This is a genomic window from Micromonospora sp. NPDC050417 (assembly GCF_044458865.1).
Taxonomy (GTDB): domain Bacteria; phylum Actinomycetota; class Actinomycetes; order Mycobacteriales; family Micromonosporaceae; genus Micromonospora_G.
Window position 1 is genome coordinate 142,410 of sequence record NZ_JBITIH010000013.1, and the last position, 19,547, is coordinate 161,956.

Consider the following 19,547-nt stretch of genomic DNA (forward strand, 5'->3'; position numbering starts at 1 on the left):
GGCCCCCGCCCGCCCCGGGGGGCGCGGCCCCCCCCCCCCCCCCCCCCCGGCCCCCCCCCCCCCGGGGCCCCCCCCCCCCCCCCCCCCCCCCGGCCCCCCCCCCCCCGCGGCCGGGTGTGCGCACCCGTGCGTGGTCAGACGGCTCAACCGCCCGTGATGACGAAGCTCGACCCGGGTTGCGTCACGATGTTGCCGGTGGCCGAGTTGGTGATGGTCACGTTGGTCAACGTCGCGCTGCCCCGGGCGCCGCTCATGGCGAGAATGCCGGCACCGTTGTTCGACCTGTCGATCCGTACGTTGGTCACCGCCACGCCCGGTACGTTGCCGCCGCCGGTCTTGAACTGGATGCCGTCGTACGTCGAATCGATGATCTCGGTGTCGCGGATGGTGACGCCGGGGATGTCCCGGGTCGCCGCGAAGAGCGTGATCGCACCGAACTCCTGGTCCTCGTTCCAGAAGGCGCCGCCGGTGCGGTAGAGACCGTTGTTCGCGATCAGCGTCTGCCCGGAGAAGGGCAGCGGGTCGTGGTCGGTCGCGAGCATGATGCCCGGGTAGTTCATCGTGTCGTAGACCAGGTTGTTTTCGATCTTGTTGCCGTAGCCGCCGTAGATCGCGATGCCGTTCGCCCGCCAGGGCAACTGGATGGTGTTGTTGACGAACTGGTTGTCGTGCGCGATGTCCACCGAGGGGTCCTTCACGTACCGGTTGGCCCAGACCGCCAGTGAGTCGTCACCGGTGGTACGGAACGACGAGTTGAACACCCGCGAGTTCCGGGTCCCGTTGGTGAAGTTGATGCCGTCGGCGTACGTGTCGCGGATGCGCATCCCGCTGAAGTCCAGCCCGTCGCCCGGCCCCCACAGGTCGGGGATGTTGTCGAAGTCCCGACCGACCCAGACCCCGACGTTGGCGTGCTCGATCCAGACGTTGGTGATCCTGGTGTTCTCACCGAACCGCCCGTTGAGCCCCACGCCGCCCTCGGCGCCGCCGGGGCCGCCCCGGATGCGGCCCGAGCCGAAGATGGCGATGTCGGAGATCTGGGTGTTGTCGTCGATGTCGAACCCGAAGTTGCCCTCGTGCGGGTGGTTGATGCCGCCCACGGCGAGATGCGGTTCGGTCAGCGTGTAGAGCTGGGAGTGCCACATGCCGGCGCCCCGGATGGTGACGTTGCTGATCCCGACCTGGTTGTACTGACCCCGGTTCAACGGGTCGTCGGTCAGGATCTTCTTCTCCTGCCGCCACTGTCCGGCCGGGATCCAGACACAACCGATCACACCGTTCTGGTCGTCGGTCACCGCCCGTTGGATGGCGTCGGTGTCGTCGATCCCGTCGTTCGCGACCGCACCGTACGCGGTGATCGAGGTGCAGCCGGCCGGTTGGGTCGTCGCCGGGGCGACCTGCTCCAGGTCGATGAAGTCGATGATGTAGAACGACGCGGTGTCGCCCGAGTCACGTTGCAACTTGAACCGGGTGCCGGCCGGGTACGACTGCGCGAGCAGCGCGTGCGCCTCGTCGAAGAGCCGCCGGGCGTCGCCCTGCGGGGTGTTGGTCAGCCCCTCCGGATCGTCGGTGCTCCCGTAGAGCCAGCTGTGGCGGGAGGAGAGCGTCAGCTTCTGGGCGAAGGTGTCGTTGACGTACAGGCTGATGCTGGCCTCGATGCCGCCACCGCCGGGCGCGTCCGGGATGGAGTTGCGCACCACGATCGAGTTGGCGGCGTTGGTCGAGGTGAACTCGACGAACTGTCCGGTGGTGTTGAGTCGTACGGACTTGCGGCCCGACGACTCGGTGGCGAAGTTGGTGTGCCCGAAGGTGCGCAGCGGATCGGTCTCCAGCAGGGCGCCCTGGTACCTGGCCGCCTCCGCCTCGTACGAGGTCCACGGCACCGCAGCGCCGCGTCCCACCACGATCGACTGGGTGAGGACGTTGTTGGACTCGTTGGTCTCGGCGACCACGTTGGTCGCGTCGGCGGTGGCGGTGATGGTGGCTCCGCCGCTGGTGGCGGTCCAGCTACCGCTGATGGCCACGTTCGCGGTCGTGCCGGCCGCGATCGACGGCGTGTTGGTGTTGAGCGTGGTCCCGCCCACCGCCAGCCGCGTCACCGTGGTCGCGCCGCTCGCGCTGGTCCCGCGGTTGTTCACCGCGACGGTGAACGTGACCGCCGCGCCGACGGCCGGGTTCGGCGGATTCGAGCTGATGACGAGGATCTGGAGGTCGGGGCCGGGTGCCTGGGCCACCACCAGTGGCGAGGGCGAGGTGAAGGTGTTGTTGCCGTTGTTCTGCTCGACGACGGTGTTGGTCGGGTCGACCACCGACGAGACGCTGTAGCTGCCCATCGGCCGGTTTCCGGCGTTGTAGGAGACGGTGGTCGAGGCACCGGCGTTCAGGCCGGTCACCGGCGCGCTGCCGACCACCACGCCGCCCAGGTTGAAGTTGACCGTGGTCGCCCCGGCAGCCGCCGACCCGATGTTCTGGACGGTGGCGGAGAGGGTGATCGCGCTGGCCTCGTTCGGTGAGGCGGGTGTCCAGGTCGTCGAGGTGACGACCAGGTCGGGGTTGGGTGCCGGCGTACCGCAGACCTCAAGTTCGGCGACCTGGCCGGACGGGGCACCGGTGTTGGAGTTGAACCGTAGCTGCACGTCCGCGGTGGTCGCGGCGACCGGGATCGCCACCACGTTGTTGCCCTGGACGAACTGGTAGTTGGCCGCCGACACCAGGTTGGTGTAGGTGGTCGAGGTCTGGTCCCGGCCGAGGATCTGGAAGTTCTGGGTACGGGTGCCCCAGGCGGCGTCCGGGTTCAACCTGACGGTGACCGTGTTGACGACGTGGTTGGCGCCCAGCGCCACGGTCAGGGTCTGCGGGTACGTCGGCGCACCCTCCCAGTACGTGCCGAGCTGACCGTCGTTCGCCTTCTCCGGGGTGAAGGTGAAGGTGGAGCCGCTCGCCGTGATGGTCTTGCCGGCCGCGACGTTGGTGCAGGCCGGGGGTTGCGTGCCGGTACGGGTGACGGTGTTGCTGTTGCCGGAGAGGTTGCCGGCGCCGTCCCGCGCGCGGACGTAGTAGGAGACGGTGGCGGTGGTCGGCTGGGTGTCGGTGAAGGTCGTCGCGTTGCCGATCGACTGCGCCAACGTGCCGTTGCGGTAGACGTTGTATCCGGCCATGCCGCTGCCACCCGCGTTGTCGGTCGACGCGCCCCAGTTGAGGGTGACAGCCGTGCCTGACTGGGTGTACGAGAGCGTGCCCGGAACACTCGGCGGGGTGGTGTCGGCACCACTGTCCGGTGCGTAGACCTCAAGTTCGGAGACTTGACCGGCGGGCCAGCCGCTGTTGGCGGTGATGTTGATCCGTACGTAGCGGGCGGTGCTCTGGCCGAAGGTGATCGTGACCGAGTTGCCGGCGACGGCCGGGTTGAAGGTGTACGTCTGCGACGGGGCCAGGTCGGAGAAGGTGGATCCGTTGGTGCTGCCCCGGACGCTCAGCGTCTGGGTACGGGTGCCCCAACCGGAGGTCGGCAGCTTCAGTACCACCCGGTTGACCGTCACCGAGGAGCCGAGGTCGACCTGGAGCCATCCCGGGAAGGAGTTGTTGACGCTCTCCCAGTAGCTGCCCTGGTTGCCGTCGACGGCCCGGGACGAGTCGTAGACGTCGGCGTGGCCGCTCTGCTGGGTGGGGCGGCCCTGGGCGAGGTTGCCGGGCACGTCCTGGACGTCGACCGGGGCGGCGGCGCTCTGTTCGAACGGGTGGTCGGGTCGGCCGCCCGCGTTCGCGACGGCCGCCCATCCCACGGTTGCGATCATGGCGGCGGCGACTGTTGTCGCCACCATCCTGACCAGGTTCGTTTGTCTCATCACTGTCCTTGTCGCGTGGAGGGACGGGTTCCGCGCGCGGTCTGTGTCCACGGGCGCGGGGCGTGGTTCGGTGCGGCGCCGGTCGATCCGCGATGGGCGCTCGGGATCGGACGGACGGGGAGGTGGTCGGGCGGGCGAGGCGCGTGCCCGCGCGGTCCGTTCGGGGCGGGTGGGACCGCTGGTGAGGAGTTACCGAGCCGTCAGCATCACCGCGCCTCTCCGGAATGGGGAGGAACACCGCCAGGGGACGGACCTGCGGAAATTTCAATCAAGAGCGGAGAATCAAGCAAAGCTTTGTCGAGATCTTGCAGTACTTTGGCCGAATGTTACCGACGCGCTACTGGTGCGTCAATACTTCGATGTCTGCTCCATCGACTGCCCCGGATGTGTGGCGATCGGCCGCCGCTGGCCCGGCTCGTCGGCTAATTCAGGACCAACCGGACGATCCGCCGTCGGAGGTTCGGGCCATGGCTATCGTCACTCCGGTTCGAGGCGCTACACCGACCGGCAGTACGGTTGCCGCGTGGAACTTATTGGTGAGATCTCCGCCGACCGACCCCTGCTCGTGTTGGCCGTCAAGGAAGAAGCGCAGTTCCTCGACACGAGCCTGCCGATCCTGCTCACCGGCATGGGCAAGGTCAATGGAGCGATCGCGCTCGCGACCGTACTGGCCCGGGGGGCGCGACCGTCCGGCATCGTCAACCTGGGCACGGCGGGCGCGCTGCGGGTGGGGCTGACCGGCACCCACGTTGTCGGCACCGTGATCCAGCACGACCTGGCCAGCGACGTGCTGCGTACCCTCACCGGCGAACTCGTCGGACAGCCGCTGACGCTTCCCGACGCGGATGGTCCGACCCTGGCGACCGGAGACGCGTTCATCGCCGACGACGCCTCCCGGGACCGGTTGGCGGTTCGCGCCTCGTTGGTGGACATGGAGGGCTACGCCATCGCCGCCGCCGCACAGGAGGCCGGTGTGCCGCTGCGGATCGTCAAGCACGTCAGCGACGACGCGGGCGACGGCGCCGTACGAGCGTGGCGTGAGACGGTCGCGGAGTGCGCCCGTGCCCTCGCGGACTGGTCCGCGCGGAACATCCCGGCCTAGCTACCTGTCTGTCCGGCCGGCGCGCCTGTTCGCCGGCGGCGGCCGGGGAGCCGGCCGCAGACCGGGTGGATCAGCGCGCGGCGGCCGGTGGTGCGGTGCTGGCGCGTACGACGAGCCGGGTGGGGACCAGGGTGGTGCCCGGGTCGGTCGCCTCGTGGTGGATCTGCCGGAGCACACCCTGTACGCATCGCCGGCCGACCTCGGCGAAGTCCTGGTGGACCGTGGTGAGGGGTGGGATGAAGGAGGCGGCGTCCGGGATGTCGTCGAAGCCGACCACGCTGATGTCGGCGGGAACCGTACGACCTCTTTCGTGGAAGGCGCGGAGCAGGCCGAGCGCCATCTGGTCGTTGCCGGCGAAGACCGCCGTGCACTCGGGCTCGTCCGCCAGGAGCATCCCGGCGCGGTAGCCGGACTCCGCCGACCAGTCGCCGGTCTGCAACGGGGGCACCGGCCGGCCCGCCTCCTCCAGGGCGGCGCGCCAGGCTTTGCTACGGCGTTCGCTGGCGAACGACCCGCTGGGTCCGGCCACGTGCCAGACGGTCCGGTGGCCGAGGTCGAGCAGGTGGCGGACGGCCTGCCGGGTGCCGTCGGTCTGGTCGGTGTCGACGACCGTGTAGCGGTCGTCGGCGTCGGAGTCCACCACGACGACCTGTACGCCGGGCGGCAGGTTGACCGTCGTGGCGTCCAGCAGGTGGACTTCCATGATCACGATGATTCCGTCGACGGCGAGTTCGCCGAGTCGGGTGAAGGCACCCAGGACGCCGTCCTGAGTGGGTGCCGCCACCGGGATCAGGGTGATGGCGTAGCCCTCGCGGGCGGCGTGGGTGGCGATCGCCTCCACCGTACGGCTGTTGCCGGTCGTCGACAGGGTGAAGAGGATGACGCCGATCGTACGGAATTCGCCGAGCTTGAGGGCTCGTGCGGCGCTGTTGGGGCGGTAGCCGAGCTGTCGCATGGCGGCGAGGACCTGCTGGCGGGTGGAGTTGATCACGCCCGGGTGGCCGGTGGAGACGCGGGAGACGGTCTGGGACGAGACGCCGGCGAGTCGGGCGACATCGGCCATGGAGACGCCTCGCCGGGGACGCCCGATGCGCCGGGTCGGTCCTCCGGGGGTCTCCTCCGGTGTGACTGCGGTCATAGCCGTACGGCTCCTTCCCGCTGCTAGGCCCCGATTTGCCGCCTGGTTGGTGGCGGCGAAGTGGTGGTCGGAGCACCCCCGTCTTGACGATCCTCGAACGCGGTGAAACTATCACCCCCGCAATGTTTACGTAAACATCACCGCGTGATGTCCTGGATGACCTCCCCGTAACTGCGAGCTACGCTGAGTTGTCATCCTTCTGACCAGGGTGTTTACGTAAACATATGGGTCGCATCGGAGCGACGGGAAGGATGCGTGAAGTGGCACTTCCACAGGTCGTGGCAGCTCGACCAGGCACCCGCGATCGGGCGCCCGGCCGTCGTCAACGGTCATGGGTGGGTTGGCGTTTCGTCGCCCCCTTCATGGCCGTGTTTGCACTGGTCTTCCTGGCTCCGATCGCGTATGCGATCTACTTGAGCCTGTTCCAGAACCGACTGATCGGCGGCAACGCCTTCGTCGGCCTGGACAACTATCAGCGGGCGTTGAGCGATCCGCAGCTCTGGTCGGCGATCGGCCGGGTCGCGCTCTTCCTCGTCGTCCAGGTGCCGGTGATGCTCGGCATCGCCCTGGTGGTGGCGCTGGCCATCGACAGTGGGCGGCTCTACGGCAAGAGCTTCTTCCGGGTCTCGATCTTCCTGCCCTACGCGGTGCCGGCGGTGGTCGCCACCCTGATGTGGGGCTTCATGTACGGCTCCAGGTTCGGTCTCGTCGGCAACATCAACGATGCGCTCGGCACCTCGTTGCCCGACCCGCTGACGCCCAGTTGGGTGCTGGCCTCGATCGGCAACATCGTGACCTGGGAGTTCGTCGGCTACAACATGCTGATCTTCTACGCGGCGCTGCGGGTGATCCCCGCCTCCCTCTACGAGGCGGCCGACCTCGACGGCGCCAGCCAGTTCCGGGTCATCACCGCGATCAAGTTGCCGGCCATCCGAGGCGCGCTGGTCATCGCCACCATCTTCTCGATCATCGGCAGCTTCCAGCTCTTCAACGAGCCGAGCATCCTGCAGGATCTGGCGCCCAACGCGATCACCACGTACTTCACCCCGAACTTCTACGCCTACTCGCTGTCGTTCGCGGGGCAGCAGTACAACTACTCGGCCACGGTCGCGATCGTCATGGGCCTGCTCACCATGGTCATCGCCTACGTCGTTCAGTTGCGCGGCATGCGGAAGGAGCGCTGACCGATGAACACGACCACGCGTACGGAACCGAACCCGGTCAAGACCCCGCGTACCCCGACGCCGCACCTGCGGTCGCGACCGACGCGGGTCCGCTCGACCGTGGCCCGGCCGCGCAAGAGCGTCCTGCTCACCGCGTTGACCGCGATCGTCCTGATCTACAGCCTGATCCCGCTGGTCTGGTTGGTCATCAACGCGACGAAGACCCAGGAGGGGCTCTTCACCTCGTTCGGGCTCTGGTTCGACGGTGACTTCGCCCTCTGGAGCAACATCCACGACACGCTGACGTACAACGACGGGATCTTCCTTCGTTGGCTCGGCAACACACTGCTCTACGTCGTCATCGGCGCCGGTGGGGCGACCTTCCTGGCGGTACTCGGTGGCTACGGGCTGGCCAAGTACAACTTCCCCGGCAAGCGTGGCGTCTTCGCCACGGTCATCGGTGCTGTGGCGGTTCCGGGCACGGCGCTGGCCGTACCGACGTTCCTCATGTTCAGCAACCTGGGCCTCACCAACACCCCGTGGGCGGTGATCATCCCGTCCCTCATCTCGCCGTTCGGGCTCTACCTGATGTGGACCTTCGCCAGCGAGGCGATCCCGACGGAGATGATCGAGGCCGCGCGGGTCGACGGGGCGAGCGAGTTCCGCACCTTCTTCCGGATCTCGCTGCCGCTGCTCGCCCCGGGGATCGTCACGGTGCTGCTCTTCACCATGGTCGCGACCTGGAACAACTACTTCCTGCCGCTGATCATGCTCAAGGATCCGGACTGGTACCCGCTGACCCTCGGGCTGCACGCCTGGAACGCCCAGGCCGAGACCGCCGGCGGCCAGCCCGTGTTCAACCTCGTCATCACCGGATCGCTGCTGACGATCCTGCCGCTGGTCGCCGCGTTCCTGCTGTTGCAGCGCTACTGGCAGTCGGGGCTCTCCGCCGGCAGCGTCAAGGACTGACGGCGACGCCCACCCCTTACGTCGTACCCCCTCTTTTTGCTGGTTCGGAAGGACAGTCATGATCAAGTTTCCCCGGCGGGGCTTCCTGGCGGCAGCAGCCGTCGCCACCGCCGCCACCCTCGCTCTCGCCGCCTGCGGCTCGGGCGACTCCGGGTCGAGCGCCAGCGAGACCTTCTCCGACGCCGACGTCCAGGCCGCGCTGACCAAGGGCGGCAACCTGACCGTGTGGGCCTGGGAGCCCACCATCAAGCAGGTCGCCGAGAAGTTCCAGCAGCAGTACCCGAACGTCAAGGTGAACCTGGTCAACGCCGGTACCGGCAACGACCAGTACACCGCCCTGCAGAACGCCATCACCGCCGGTAAGGGCGGCCCGGACGTCGCGCAGATCGAGTACTACGCCCTGCCGCAGTTCGCGCTCGCCAAGTCGGTCACCGACCTGACCGCCTTCAAGGCCGGCGACCTCGACGGGACCTTCACGCCCGGCCCGTGGGCCTCGGTCCACTCCGGCAGCGGCATCTTCGGCCTGCCGATGGACTCCGGCCCGATGGCGCTCTACTACAACAAGGACGTCTTCGACAAGCACGGCATCACCGTCCCCACCACCTGGGACGAGTTCGTGACCGCGGCCCGCAAGCTGCACGCCGCCGACCCGAAGGTCTACATCACCAACGACACCGGCGACGCCGGCTTCACCACCAGCCTCATGTGGCAGGCCGGCGGCAAGCCGTACCAGGTCGACGGCACCAACGTGAAGATCGACATGACCGACCCGGGTGCCGCCGCCTTCGCCAAGACGTGGCAGCCGCTGATCGACGAGAAGCTGCTCGCCCCGATCAGCTCCTGGAGCGACCAGTGGTACCAGGGCCTGGCCAACGGCACCATCGCCACCCTCGCCACCGGCGCCTGGATGCCGGCCAACCTGGTCTCCGGCGCGCCCGGCGGCGCGGGCAAGTGGCGGGTCGCGCCGCTGCCGCAGTGGCAGGCCGGTGCCAACAGCAGCGCCGAGAACGGTGGCAGCTCGCTCGCCATCCCGCAGGCCAGCACCAACAAGGCCCTGGCGTACGGCTTCCTGAAGTTCGCGAACGTCGGTGACGGCGTGCAGACGCGGGTCGACAACGGCGCGTTCCCGGCCACCACGGCACAGCTCCAGTCGCCGGCCTTCCTCAACACCGAGTTCGCCTACTTCGGCGGCCAGAAGGCCAACCAGATCTTCGCCGACTCCGCGAAGAACGTCGTCAGCGGCTGGTCGTACCTGCCCTTCCAGGTCTACGCCAACAGCATCTTCAACGACACCGTCGGCAAGGCCTACGTCTCCAGCACCACGCTGACGGACGGGCTGAAGGCCTGGCAGGACGCCAGCGTCAAGTACGGCACCGAGCAGGGCTTCACCGTCAAGTAACACCCCACGCCCCGGGACGGCCCGCCGCGAGGCCGGCCGTCCCGGCGCATTCGGTCGGCGTACCCGGCCCGTGGTCCGTGGTCGTCACCGCTCGAACGTGCAAGGAGCAGCAGTGGTTTCTCGTACCACCCCTCGCTGGCTGCGCTGGCCTGACCCGGAGCCCGGTGCCCGGCTGGCGTTCGGCGCCGACTACAACCCGGAGCAGTGGTCCCCGGACGTCTGGGCCGAGGACATCCAGGCCATGCGTACCGCCGGGGTCAACATCGTCTCCCTCGCCATCTTCTCCTGGGCTCGGATCCAGCCCACCGCGGACACCTACGACTTCGCCTGGCTCGACGAGGTCATGGACCTGCTGCACGCCGGCGGCATCGCCGTCGACCTCGCCACCGCGACCGCCTCGCCGCCGCCCTGGCTCACCACGGCGCACCCCGAGATCCTCCCGGTCGACGTGAACGGCGCCACCATCTCGCCCGGCGCCCGGCAGCACTGGCGACCCACCTCGCCGGTCTTCCGTGAACACGCCCTGCGCCTGGTTCAGACCATGGCCCAGCGGTACGCCGACCACCCCGCGCTGACCGCCTGGCACATCTCCAACGAGCTCGGCTGCCACAACATCTACGACTTCTCCGACGACGCCGCCCGCGCCTTCCGCGACTGGTTGCGGGAGCGGTACGGCAGTCTCGACGGGCTCAACGCCGCCTGGGGCACCGCCTTCTGGTCCCAGCGCTACAGCGACTGGGAGCAGATCCTGCCGCCTCGGCTCGCCGCGTCCCACCCCAACCCGACCCAGCAGTTGGACTTCAAGCGCTTCTCCTCCGACGCCCTCAAGGACTACCTCCGGGCCGAGCGGGACATCCTGCGCGCCATCACCCCGGACGTCCCGATCACCACCAACTTCATGGTGATGGGCGAGACCCGGGGAATGGACTACGCCGACTGGGCCGGCGAGGTCGACTTCGTCGCCAACGACCACTACGTCCTACCCGGACCGCAGGCCCTCGACGAACTCTCCTTCTCGGCGAACCTCACCGGCAACATCGCGCAGGGCCGGCCCTGGTTCCTGATGGAACACTCCACCAGCGCGGTCAACTGGCAGCCGATCAACGTGGCCAAGCGACCGGGCGAGCTGGCCCGCGACTCGCTCACCCACGTCGCCCACGGGGCCGACGCCGTCTGCTACTTCCAGTGGCGGCAGTCCGCGGCCGGCGCGGAGAAGTACCACTCGGCCATGCTTCCCCACGCCGGTACCGAGAGCGAGGTCTTCCGCGCGGTCACCGACCTGGGAGCCACGCTGGGCCGGCTCGCGCCGATCGCCGGCACGCACCGCCGGCCTGCCCGCGCGGCCATCCTGTTCGACTGGACCTCCTGGTGGACCAGCGAGCACGACTCCCACCCCAGCTCCCGCCTGCGTTACCGGCAGGAGGCGCTGGACTGGTACTCGGCCTTCCTCGACCTTGGCGTCCGGGTCGACGTGCTACCGGTCGCCGCCCCGCTCGACGGGTACGACGTGGTTGTCGCACCGGTGCTGCACGTCGTACCGGCGGCGCTCGCACAGCGCCTGGGCGCGTACGTCGCCGCTGGTGGGCACCTCGTCACCACGTACTTCTCGGGGATCGTGGACGAGAACGACCACGTCTGGCTCGGCGGCTACCCGGGTGCGTTGCGTGACCTGCTGGGCATCCGGATCGAGGAGTTCGGTCCGCTGCTCGACACCGAACAGGTGGAGCTGGACAACGGCACCACCGGCACGCTCTGGACCGACCGGATCGATGTCACCGACGCCCGGGTGGAGGTGTTGGCCCGGTACCGCACCGGCAACCTGGCCGGCCGCCCGGCGGTGACCCGTCGGGTCACCGACACCGGTTCGGCGAGCTACGTCTCGACCCGGCTCGGACAGGCCGGGCTCCGCCCGGTGCTGGCCGGCCTGCTCGACGCGGCCGGCGTCGGCAGCGAGCTGCCGGAGGCGTTGCGCGGCCGAGTGGAGCTCACGATCCGGGGCGGTTCCGACAGCGGCGACGGTGCGGAGTTCTGGTTCGTGATCAACCGTACGGACGAGTCGGTCGACCTCTCCGAGGTCGGCGGCGACGTACTCGGTGAGCCGGACGGCGCGGTCGGCCCGCAGTCCGTCCTGGCCGCGCGAGGGGTCAGCGTACGGCGACGCTGAACCGTTTCGTCCGTGTGGCGCCTCAACCCGGCGACGGGTGGGGCGCCACACGGCTGTCAGGCGCCCGTCACCGCGATAGGCACATGAACGCGTCGGAGGCCGCTTCGGTGTCCGGTCAGCGGTGCCCGACCGACTCGGGTAGGGGAGCGCCCCACCCCTCGGGCACCGGTAGTCCGGCCGCCCGCCGGGCCAGGATGGCCGCGCCGACCTGGGCGGCGAGCGCTCCGAAGGTCGAGGTGAGCACCGGCGGGGCGCTGCGCCAGGCGAGCGCCGCGCGCAGCGTGTCGCGTACCGGGTCGAGCAGTTGCGCGCCGGCCTCGGCGAGGCCGCCGCCGAGGATGATGCAGGCCGGGTCGAGGGTCAGGGTCAGGGTGGTCAGCGCGGTTCCGAGGGCGTGCGTGGCGGTGTCCCAGACGCTACGGGCGAGTGGGTCGGTGCCGGTGGCCTCGGCGATGGCCCGGCTGTCCAGCCCGGACGTGCCACCGAGCCGCGCGTAGCGGCGGGCCATGCCACCCGCGGAGGCGTACACCTCAAGGCAGCCCCGCTGGCCGCAACTGCACGGTTCGCCGCCCGGGTGGACCGGGGTGTGACCGACCTCCCCGGCCGACCAGGAGGCACCGGTGACCGGTTCGCCGTGCAGCACCACGGTCGCGGCGATGCCGGTGCCCAGCGGCAGGAGGACGAAGTTGTCCAGCCCACGGCCGGCTCCGGCAACCGCCTCGGCGAGGCCCGCCGCCCGCGCGTCGTGCCCGATCGCCGCCGGCAGGCCGAGGTCCTGGCCGACCAGGGTACGCAGCGCGACGTCCCGGAACCTGATGTTCGAGGCGTAGCGGACCACCCCGGCCGCCTCGTCGACGATGCCGGGGGTGACCACCCCGACCCCGACCGGTGTGGCGCCGAGGGCGAGTGCGTCGTCGCGTAGCCGCAGGCAGAGGGCCCGTACCGCGTCGATCGGCTCGATGTCGGTCCCGGTCTGGGAGGGTACGACCAGCGAGTGCCGGATCCGCCCGTCCTCGCCGACCACGGACCCCTTCATGGTGGTGCCCCCGACGTCGACCGCGAGGACACAGGATTCGACGACGGGTGTGCTGTGCCGGGTCACGTGATCACCCGGTCACCACGGCGAGGTCCGCGACGAAGTCGCGGTCCAGCGGGAAGAGCGGTCGGACCAGGCGTTCGTACGGCAGCCGTTCGAGGTCCTGGTCGACCCCGCCCGGGGTCAGGGCGAGCAGCCAGTCCCCGGCCGCGTCGAAGAGTTCGGGTTCGAGGTAGCCGATCTTCACCACGACGAGGTCCACCGCGTCGACCGCGATCCCGAGTCGTGTGTACGAGGCAAGTTGGCGGTACTGCATCCGCCGGGAGGTGAGCAGGACACTCAGGCCACCGACCCGTACGCTCACACACCGTCCGCCGTCGGGGTCGTCGGCGACCGCCTCCAGGGTGCCCTCCAGCCGGAGCGGGCCGGGCTCACGTGGGTCGATCCGCCCACCGGCGAGTACGTCGACCGCTGAGCCGACCGGCTGGCCGGCGATCTGTGCCACCGTCTCCGGGTCGACCAGGGACGCGTACACCGCCCGAAGTGAACCGTCGCGGATCGCGGGGCGTGCGAGCATCCGTTCGAGGGCGAAGGTGACGTCGTCGGCCCCGCCGGCGCCGGGGTTGTCACCGGAGTCGCTGATGAAGAACGGGCGCCGGGCGGGGTCGGTGACCGCGACCGTGGCCGCGTCGAGGCAGTCGTCCATCGAGCCGGTCGGCGCGACGAACGCGAACTCGTCCCGGGCGGCCCAGAAAAGGTCGCCGAGCTCCCGGGCGGCATCGGTGGTGGGGCCGGCGCTGGTGCCGGTGACGACGACGGCGGCCCGGCAGCGGGGCTGGTCGGCCCAGGCGAACCCGATCCAGATGGCGGCGTCGATGATCCCGTCCCGGGCTTCGATCTCGGGGATGCGTCCATAGAGGCCCCGGGCGGGTTCGATCCGGGTGCTGGTCATCTCGCCGGGCAGCAGGACCGGTACGTGCACCAGGGCCTTGTCGGGGCGTTCCCCCCGGCGTAGCGCGTCGACCAGGTTGCGGGCGGCCCGTTCGCGGGTTTCCCAGACGTCGACGTGGGGCGCGGTGCGGTAGCAGGTGAGCAGGTCGCAGCCGTGGAACAGGACCGGGGAGACGTTGCCGTGCAGGTCCATGGCGGCGGAGATGAACGGTTCCGGTCCGATCACCGACCGGATCGCGGTGACCAGGTCTCCCTCGGCGTCGTCGCGCCCGACGACGCTCATCGCGCCGTGGATGTCGAGCAGGATGCCGTCGACCGGGCCGATCTCGGCCAGCGTGCGGGTGATCTCGGTGGACCAGGCGTCGTAGCTGGCCGCGTCGACCACGCCGCCGGGCAGCGCCCGGGCGTGGACCAGGGGTATCCATTCCACGTCGGCGGCCCAGGGGTGGACCGGGGAGAGCCAGTCGTAGCGGGCCAGCAGCGTGTCCCCCCGGGTGACCTCGAAGTCGTCGGCGGTGCTCAGGTGGGGGGTGAAGGTGCTGGATTCGATGTGGACGCCGCCGATGGCGATGCGCAGGGGACGGGGCACGGGTGCAGAACTCCTCAGGCGGGTCGGGCTTCGGCCGCCGTACGCACCAGGTGCCCGAGGCCGATGAGGGCCGCGTTCGCGCCGGCGGTGCTGGCGTCGATGGAGAGTGACTGGGTCATGGACGGTAGGCAGCGTTCGTAGAGCACCCCACGGGCGGCGGCCACGTAGACGTCGAGGCTGGAGAGGGCACCGCCGATGACGACGGCGTCCGGGTTCAGGAAGTTGACCAGCCCGGAGAGGGCCACCCCGACCAGCCCGCCGGCGCGGCGCACGATGGTTACCGCGGTCGGCTCGGCGTTGTTCACCGCGGTGATGACGTCGCGGGTGGTGGTCGTCGGCAGGCCGCCCTCGGTCAGTTGGTGGGCCAGGGCGGCGCCGCTGGCCACGGTCTCCAGGCAGCCCCGGTTGCCGCAGGAGCAGTGGCGCTCGCCGCTGTCGGCCACGCGTACGTGGGTGACGTCGCCGCTGAGCCCACGGCCGCCCCGGTAGATCTGGCCGTCGGTGACGAGGCAGCCGCCGATGCCGGTGCCGGCCTTGACGTAGATCATGTCGCCGGTGTCCCGGCCCCTGGTGACGTACTCGCCGATGGCGGCGGCACGGGCGTCGTTGTCGACCACCACCGGGACGTCGAACCGCCGGCCGAGGTCGGCCTGTGCGTCGACACCGCTCCAGCCGGGCATGCGGGCGGGGCCGATGAGACGGCCCCGGGGGAACTCGACCGGACCCGGCAGGGCCGCACCCACGCCGAGTAGCGCCTGCCCCGGGCTGGTGGCGGCCTGGAGCCTGGTGAACGTCTGGGCGACGGTGTCGAAGACCTCGCCGGGGCCGGCGGCGATGTCGATGGCGACCTCCTCGGTCGCGAGTAGACGCCCGTCGGGTGCGCAGATGCCGACGCGGGCGTGCTGGGCGCCGAGTTCGGAGACGGCGAAGACACCCTCGGTCTCGCGTAGGCGCAGGATGCGCGGCCGTCGTCCGCCGGTGGAACGGCCCACGCCCTCCTCCAGCACAGCGCCCTCCTCAAGTAGGCGCCGCACCACGCTGGTGACCGTCGAGGGGGCGACCTGGAGTGCCTCCACGAGGTCGGCGCGGGAGGTGGCCGCACCGCTGGCGAGCAGGTTGATGGTCTGTTCGCGCAGGGTGGCGGAGATCGACGGGTCCGACATGCCTCTCCTTCTCAGGGCCGGTCTTCCGGCGTTTCCCTGCGCTGTCCGGCGGCGGGGACGCGCCACCGCGAAGAGTATCGGAAGATGCTTCGCCGACTTTGATCGTAGCCCAACCAAAGTTGCCGAACAAAGACGGTTAGTTTCGTTGACTCAAAACTTTACCCGCTATACATTCTTCGCGTTGATCGTTCGAGGAGCACCGGGCGGCCGGACCCGACGCGGACGACGCGGGGCGTAGGCCATCAATCGAGGAGACCCATGAGACGCAGATTCCCGTGGCGCGCACGGCGCGGCACCATGGCCGTAGCCAGCGCGATCGTCATCGGATTGGGGCTTACCGCCTGCACGGGTGGTGCCGGCTCGACCAAGAACGGCGCGGGCGGAAGTCAGGGCCGGGACACCGTGACCGTCGCCTTCCGCACCCCGAACTGGATCCTGCCGATCTCGGCACCGGGCTTCACCCAGGGCGAGAACGCGATCTTCGGCGCCGCCCAGTACCGGCACCTGTACGAGTACCGGTTGGACGGCACGGCCAAGTACAACATCGATCCCGAGCGCTCGATGGCCCAGCCCCCGGAGATCAGCGACGGCGGCCGGACCATGACCATCACGCTCAAGGAGAACACCTGGTCGGACGGGAAGCCGGTCACCACCCGGGACATCAAGTTCTGGTATGACCTGGTCACCGCCAACAAGGACAAGTGGGCGTCCTACCGGGCCGGTGGCTTCCCCGACAACATCGCCGCGTTCACGGTGAAGGACGCCAAGACCTTCTCGCTGACCACCACCCAGGTGTACAACACCGCGTGGTTCGTCGGAAACCAGCTCAACCGGATCGTGCCGATGCCGCAGCACGTCTGGGACAAGGACTCCGCGACCGCGCAACCGGCCGACCTGTCCAGCACGCCGGCCGGCGCCCAGAAGGTCTTCGCCTTCCTCACCGAGGCGGCGAAGGACCCGAAGACGTACGCGACCAACGAGCTGTGGAAGGTCAACAGCGGGGCGTGGAAACTGGACCGGTACGTGCCGAACGGAGAGGTCGTCCTCACCGCACAGCCGAACTACTCCGGCAGCGACAAGCCGAAGCTGTCGAAGGTCGTACTTCGGCCGTTCACCAGTGACGACGCGGAGTTCAACGTGCTCCGCGCCGGGGAGATCGACTACGGCTACGTACCCGCGTCGAACCTGTCCCAGGAGAAGTACCTGGAGTCCAAGGACTACAAGATCTCGCCCTGGTACGGGTGGTCCATCACCTACCTGCAACTGAACTACCACAACCCGAAGACGGGCGTGCTGTTCAAGCAGCCGTACCTGCGCCAGGCGATGCAGATGCTGATCGACCAGCCGACCATCAGCAAGGTCATCTGGTCCGGCATGGCGTCGCCGAGCTGCGGGCCGGTACCGCCGAAGCCGGGCGGTGACGCCTCCGCCGGATGCGTCTACTCCTTCGACCCCGCCAAGGCTCGGCAACTGCTGGAGAGCCACGGCTGGAAGGTCACCCCGGACGGCCAGACCACCTGCCAGAACGCGGGCAGTGGCGCGGACCAGTGCGGCGAGGGCATCGCCGCCGGCACCCCGTTGGCCCTGACCGTGGTCAGCCAGACCGGTTTCGCCGCGACCACGAAGATGTTCGCGGAGATCAAGTCGCAGATGTCGAAGGTCGGGATCGACCTGACCATCAAGGAGGTCCCGGACTCGGTCGCGGTCACCCCGGCCTGCAAGCCGGCCGACGCCACCTGCACCTGGGACATGTCCTTCTTCGGATCGCAGGGCAGTTGGTACTACCCGGCCTTCGCCAGCGGTGAGCGGCTCTTCGCCACGGATGCCCCGGTCAACCTGGGCAGCTACAGCAACCCGGAGGCGGACAAGCTGATCGAGGCGACCCAGTTCTCCGAGGACGACGGTGCGCTCAAGGCGTACAACGACCTGCTGGCGAAGGACCTGCCGGTGCTCTGGATGCCCAATCCGGTGTTCCAGATCTCGGCGTACCGCACCGGGCTCCAGGGTGTCGATCCGCAGGACCCGATGAACAACATGTTCTTCCAGGACTGGTCCTGGAAGAGCTGAGTCACTGACCGTCCCGGCTCCGATGGCGCCCCCGCGCGCCATCGGAGCCCCTGACCGGGAGGGAGTCGCCAGTGGTCAGGTATCTCGTCACGCGCCTGGGCCAGGCCCTCATCGTCGTCGTGCTCGTCACGGTGATCACGTTCATCATCCTGCATCTCCTGCCCGGGGGTGTGGCCCGAGCCACCCTCGGGAAGGAGGCGACGCTGGAGCAGTTGGCCGCGTTCGACCACGAGATGGGCTACGACCAGCCCTGGATCCAGCAGTACGCGATGTACGTCCAGCGTCTGCTCCACGGCGACCTCGGCTACTCGTTCCAACTCAACCAGTCGGTCACCGAGGCCATCGCCCAGCGGCTCCCGAAGACCATGGTGCTGTCGCTGCTCTCGACCCTGCTGGCCGTCGTGCTGGCGATCCCGCTCGGGGTGATCCAGGCGGTACGGCGCAACCGGTGGCCGGACTACGCGATCACCTCGGTCTCGCTGCTCGCGTACGCCACCCCGATCTTCTTCCTGGGCCTCATGATGATCATTCTGTTCTCGCAGGTCTGGCCGGTCCTGCCGCCCGAGGCGCCGCAGGGGTTCACCCTGGCGGAGGTCCTCGCCGACCCGGCCGGACTCGTCCTGCCCACCGTCACCCTGGCGATCGTGACGATCGCGGTCTACTCCCGCTACGTACGTTCCTCCATGGTCGACAACCTCAACGAGAACTATGTACGCACCGCGCGCAGCAAGGGCCTGTCCGAACGACGGGTGGTCGTCCTGCACACCCTGCGCAACGGGCTGTTCCCGGTGATCACCCTGCTCGGCATGTACCTGCCGGCACTGTTCAGTGGCGCCCTGGTGGTCGAGTCGTTGTTCAACTTCCCCGGCATGGGGCAGCTCTTCTGGCAGGCCGCGCTCAAGCGCGACTTCCCGATCCTGCTCGGAGTTACCTTGATCATCTCGGTCGCCACCGTGTTCGGCGCGCTCCTCGCCGACCTGGTGTACGCCGCCGTCGACCCCCGGGTCCGACTCCGGGCGAGCGCGTCGTGACGACCCTGGACGAGACACCCCGCCCGGCTGACCCGAATCCTTCCCGCCTCGGCGACACCGACGAGCCACCCGTACGCGGCCTCTGGCGTCAAGGGGTCGCGGTCTTCTGCGAGAACCGTCTGGCCCTGGTCGGGCTGGGCCTGTTCATCCTGCTCGCCGGCATCTGTTTCCTCGGGCCGCTGCTGCACCGCACCGACCAGGTCCACACCGACCTCGCCTCGGTGCACCTGGCCCCCGGCACCGCCGGACACCCGCTCGGCACCGACGGCGTCGGCTACGACCAACTCGGCCGCCTCATGCTCGGCGGACAGACCTCCATCGTCGTCGGGCTGGCGGCGGGCATTCTCGCCACCGCCTTCGGTACCGTCTGGGGAGCCGTCGCCGGCTTCGCGGGCGGTTGGGTGGACGCGGCGATGATGCGGGTGGTCGACGCGATGATGTCGATCCCGGCGCTGTTCCTGTTCATGCTCCTGGCCGCCATCGTCACCCCGAGCGTGCCGATGCTGATCCTCATCATCGGCGCCTTCGCCTGGCTGGGACCGGCCCGGCTGGTCCGGGGCGAGGCGCTCAGCCTGCGCTCCCGTGAGTACATCCAGGCGATGCGGGCCATGGGCGGCACCGGTGGGCGCGCGGTACGCCGGCACATCGTCCCGAACGCCATCGGCACCGTGATCGTCAACGCCACCTTCCAGGTCGCCGACGCGATCCTCTACGTCGCCTACCTGTCCTTCCTCGGCCTCGGCGTTCCCCCGCCGGCGGCCAACTGGGGCGGCATGCTCTCCGACGGCCTCGCCGACACCTACAGCGGCCACTGGTGGCTGCTCTATCCGCCCGGAATCGCCATCATCCTCATCGTCCTCGCCTTCAACTTCATCGGCGACGGGCTAAGGGACGCCTTCGAGGTCCGCCTCCGGCGGCGCTAGCAGGAGCAGG

Annotated in this window: 13 protein-coding genes; 8 read left to right on the forward strand and 5 right to left on the reverse strand. The window is 69.2% G+C overall.

The features are described from left to right. Positions 1-143 precede the first annotated feature (143 nt). Positions 144-3,842 carry a CARDB domain-containing protein gene (locus ACIBF5_RS18495; RefSeq protein WP_396813087.1) on the reverse strand — a complete coding sequence of 1,233 codons (3,699 nt, stop codon included), beginning with the start codon at positions 3,840-3,842 and terminating at the stop codon, positions 144-146. 523 nt (positions 3,843-4,365) lie between these two features. Here ACIBF5_RS18495 and ACIBF5_RS18500 point away from each other — a divergent pair. Next, a complete protein-coding gene (locus ACIBF5_RS18500) occupies positions 4,366-4,944 on the forward strand; it encodes a nucleosidase (protein ID WP_396813088.1) in 579 nt (192 codons plus the stop codon). A gap of 70 nt (positions 4,945-5,014) precedes the next feature. Here ACIBF5_RS18500 and ACIBF5_RS18505 read toward each other — a convergent pair whose 3' ends face one another. Then, on the reverse strand, positions 5,015-6,007 hold the full coding sequence (locus ACIBF5_RS18505; RefSeq protein ID WP_396813224.1) for a LacI family DNA-binding transcriptional regulator: 993 nt from the start codon (positions 6,005-6,007) through the stop codon (positions 5,015-5,017). A 437-nt stretch (positions 6,008-6,444) separates the two neighbouring features. On the opposite strand from ACIBF5_RS18505, the gene ACIBF5_RS18510 reads away from it, so the two are divergent. The 4 genes from ACIBF5_RS18510 to ACIBF5_RS18525 all read left to right on the forward strand — a co-directional run bounded on the left by ACIBF5_RS18510 (position 6,445) and on the right by ACIBF5_RS18525 (position 11,777). Beyond that, positions 6,445-7,266, forward strand: coding sequence for a carbohydrate ABC transporter permease (locus ACIBF5_RS18510; protein WP_396813090.1), 822 nt, complete (start codon positions 6,445-6,447; stop codon positions 7,264-7,266). Between the two features lie 3 nt (positions 7,267-7,269). Next, positions 7,270-8,214 (forward strand): carbohydrate ABC transporter permease, encoded by a 945-nt coding sequence (locus ACIBF5_RS18515; RefSeq protein WP_396813092.1) that lies wholly within the window; start codon positions 7,270-7,272, stop codon positions 8,212-8,214. 58 nt (positions 8,215-8,272) lie between these two features. Beyond that, a complete protein-coding gene (locus tag ACIBF5_RS18520; protein ID WP_396813094.1) occupies positions 8,273-9,613 on the forward strand; it encodes an ABC transporter substrate-binding protein in 1,341 nt (446 codons plus the stop codon). Positions 9,614-9,725: 112 nt separating this feature from the next. After that, on the forward strand, positions 9,726-11,777 hold the full coding sequence (locus ACIBF5_RS18525) for a beta-galactosidase (RefSeq protein WP_396813096.1): 2,052 nt from the start codon (positions 9,726-9,728) through the stop codon (positions 11,775-11,777). 115 nt (positions 11,778-11,892) lie between these two features. On the opposite strand, the gene ACIBF5_RS18530 is transcribed toward ACIBF5_RS18525, so the two are convergent. The 3 genes from ACIBF5_RS18530 to ACIBF5_RS18540 are packed head-to-tail and all read right to left on the reverse strand — an operon-like array spanning position 11,893 to position 15,516. After that, complete coding sequence (locus ACIBF5_RS18530) at positions 11,893-12,879, reverse strand: ROK family protein (protein ID WP_396813098.1); 987 nt, start codon at positions 12,877-12,879, stop codon at positions 11,893-11,895. Between the two features lie 4 nt (positions 12,880-12,883). Beyond that, complete coding sequence (locus ACIBF5_RS18535) at positions 12,884-14,353, reverse strand: M81 family metallopeptidase (RefSeq protein ID WP_396813100.1); 1,470 nt, start codon at positions 14,351-14,353, stop codon at positions 12,884-12,886. A gap of 14 nt (positions 14,354-14,367) precedes the next feature. Then, on the reverse strand, positions 14,368-15,516 hold the full coding sequence (locus ACIBF5_RS18540; RefSeq protein ID WP_396813102.1) for an ROK family transcriptional regulator: 1,149 nt from the start codon (positions 15,514-15,516) through the stop codon (positions 14,368-14,370). Between the two features lie 258 nt (positions 15,517-15,774). Here ACIBF5_RS18540 and ACIBF5_RS18545 point away from each other — a divergent pair, with 258 nt between their 5' ends. The 3 genes from ACIBF5_RS18545 to ACIBF5_RS18555 all read left to right on the forward strand — a co-directional run bounded on the left by ACIBF5_RS18545 (position 15,775) and on the right by ACIBF5_RS18555 (position 19,537). Beyond that, positions 15,775-17,583, forward strand: a complete 1,809-nt coding sequence (locus tag ACIBF5_RS18545; protein ID WP_396813104.1) for a peptide ABC transporter substrate-binding protein — start codon at positions 15,775-15,777, stop codon at positions 17,581-17,583. Between the two features lie 71 nt (positions 17,584-17,654). After that, complete coding sequence (locus tag ACIBF5_RS18550) at positions 17,655-18,614, forward strand: ABC transporter permease (protein ID WP_396813106.1); 960 nt, start codon at positions 17,655-17,657, stop codon at positions 18,612-18,614. Between the two features lie 5 nt (positions 18,615-18,619). After that, positions 18,620-19,537 (forward strand): ABC transporter permease, encoded by a 918-nt coding sequence (locus ACIBF5_RS18555; RefSeq protein WP_396813226.1) that lies wholly within the window; start codon positions 18,620-18,622, stop codon positions 19,535-19,537. Positions 19,538-19,547 lie beyond the last annotated feature (10 nt).

What these genes read in the sequence shown, in the direction of transcription:
- ACIBF5_RS18540 (WP_396813102.1), bottom strand. Translation starts at nt 15,516, where the DNA reads ATGTCGGACCCGTCGATCTCCGCCACCCTGCGCGAACAGACCATCAAC.
- ACIBF5_RS18510 (WP_396813090.1), top strand. Translation starts at nt 6,445, where the DNA reads ATGGCCGTGTTTGCACTGGTCTTCCTGGCTCCGATCGCGTATGCGATC.
- ACIBF5_RS18515 (WP_396813092.1), top strand. Translation starts at nt 7,270, where the DNA reads ATGAACACGACCACGCGTACGGAACCGAACCCGGTCAAGACCCCGCGT.
- ACIBF5_RS18495 (WP_396813087.1), bottom strand. Translation starts at nt 3,842, where the DNA reads ATGAGACAAACGAACCTGGTCAGGATGGTGGCGACAACAGTCGCCGCC.
- ACIBF5_RS18520 (WP_396813094.1), top strand. Translation starts at nt 8,273, where the DNA reads ATGATCAAGTTTCCCCGGCGGGGCTTCCTGGCGGCAGCAGCCGTCGCC.
- ACIBF5_RS18505 (WP_396813224.1), bottom strand. Translation starts at nt 6,007, where the DNA reads ATGGCCGATGTCGCCCGACTCGCCGGCGTCTCGTCCCAGACCGTCTCC.
- ACIBF5_RS18545 (WP_396813104.1), top strand. Translation starts at nt 15,775, where the DNA reads ATGAGACGCAGATTCCCGTGGCGCGCACGGCGCGGCACCATGGCCGTA.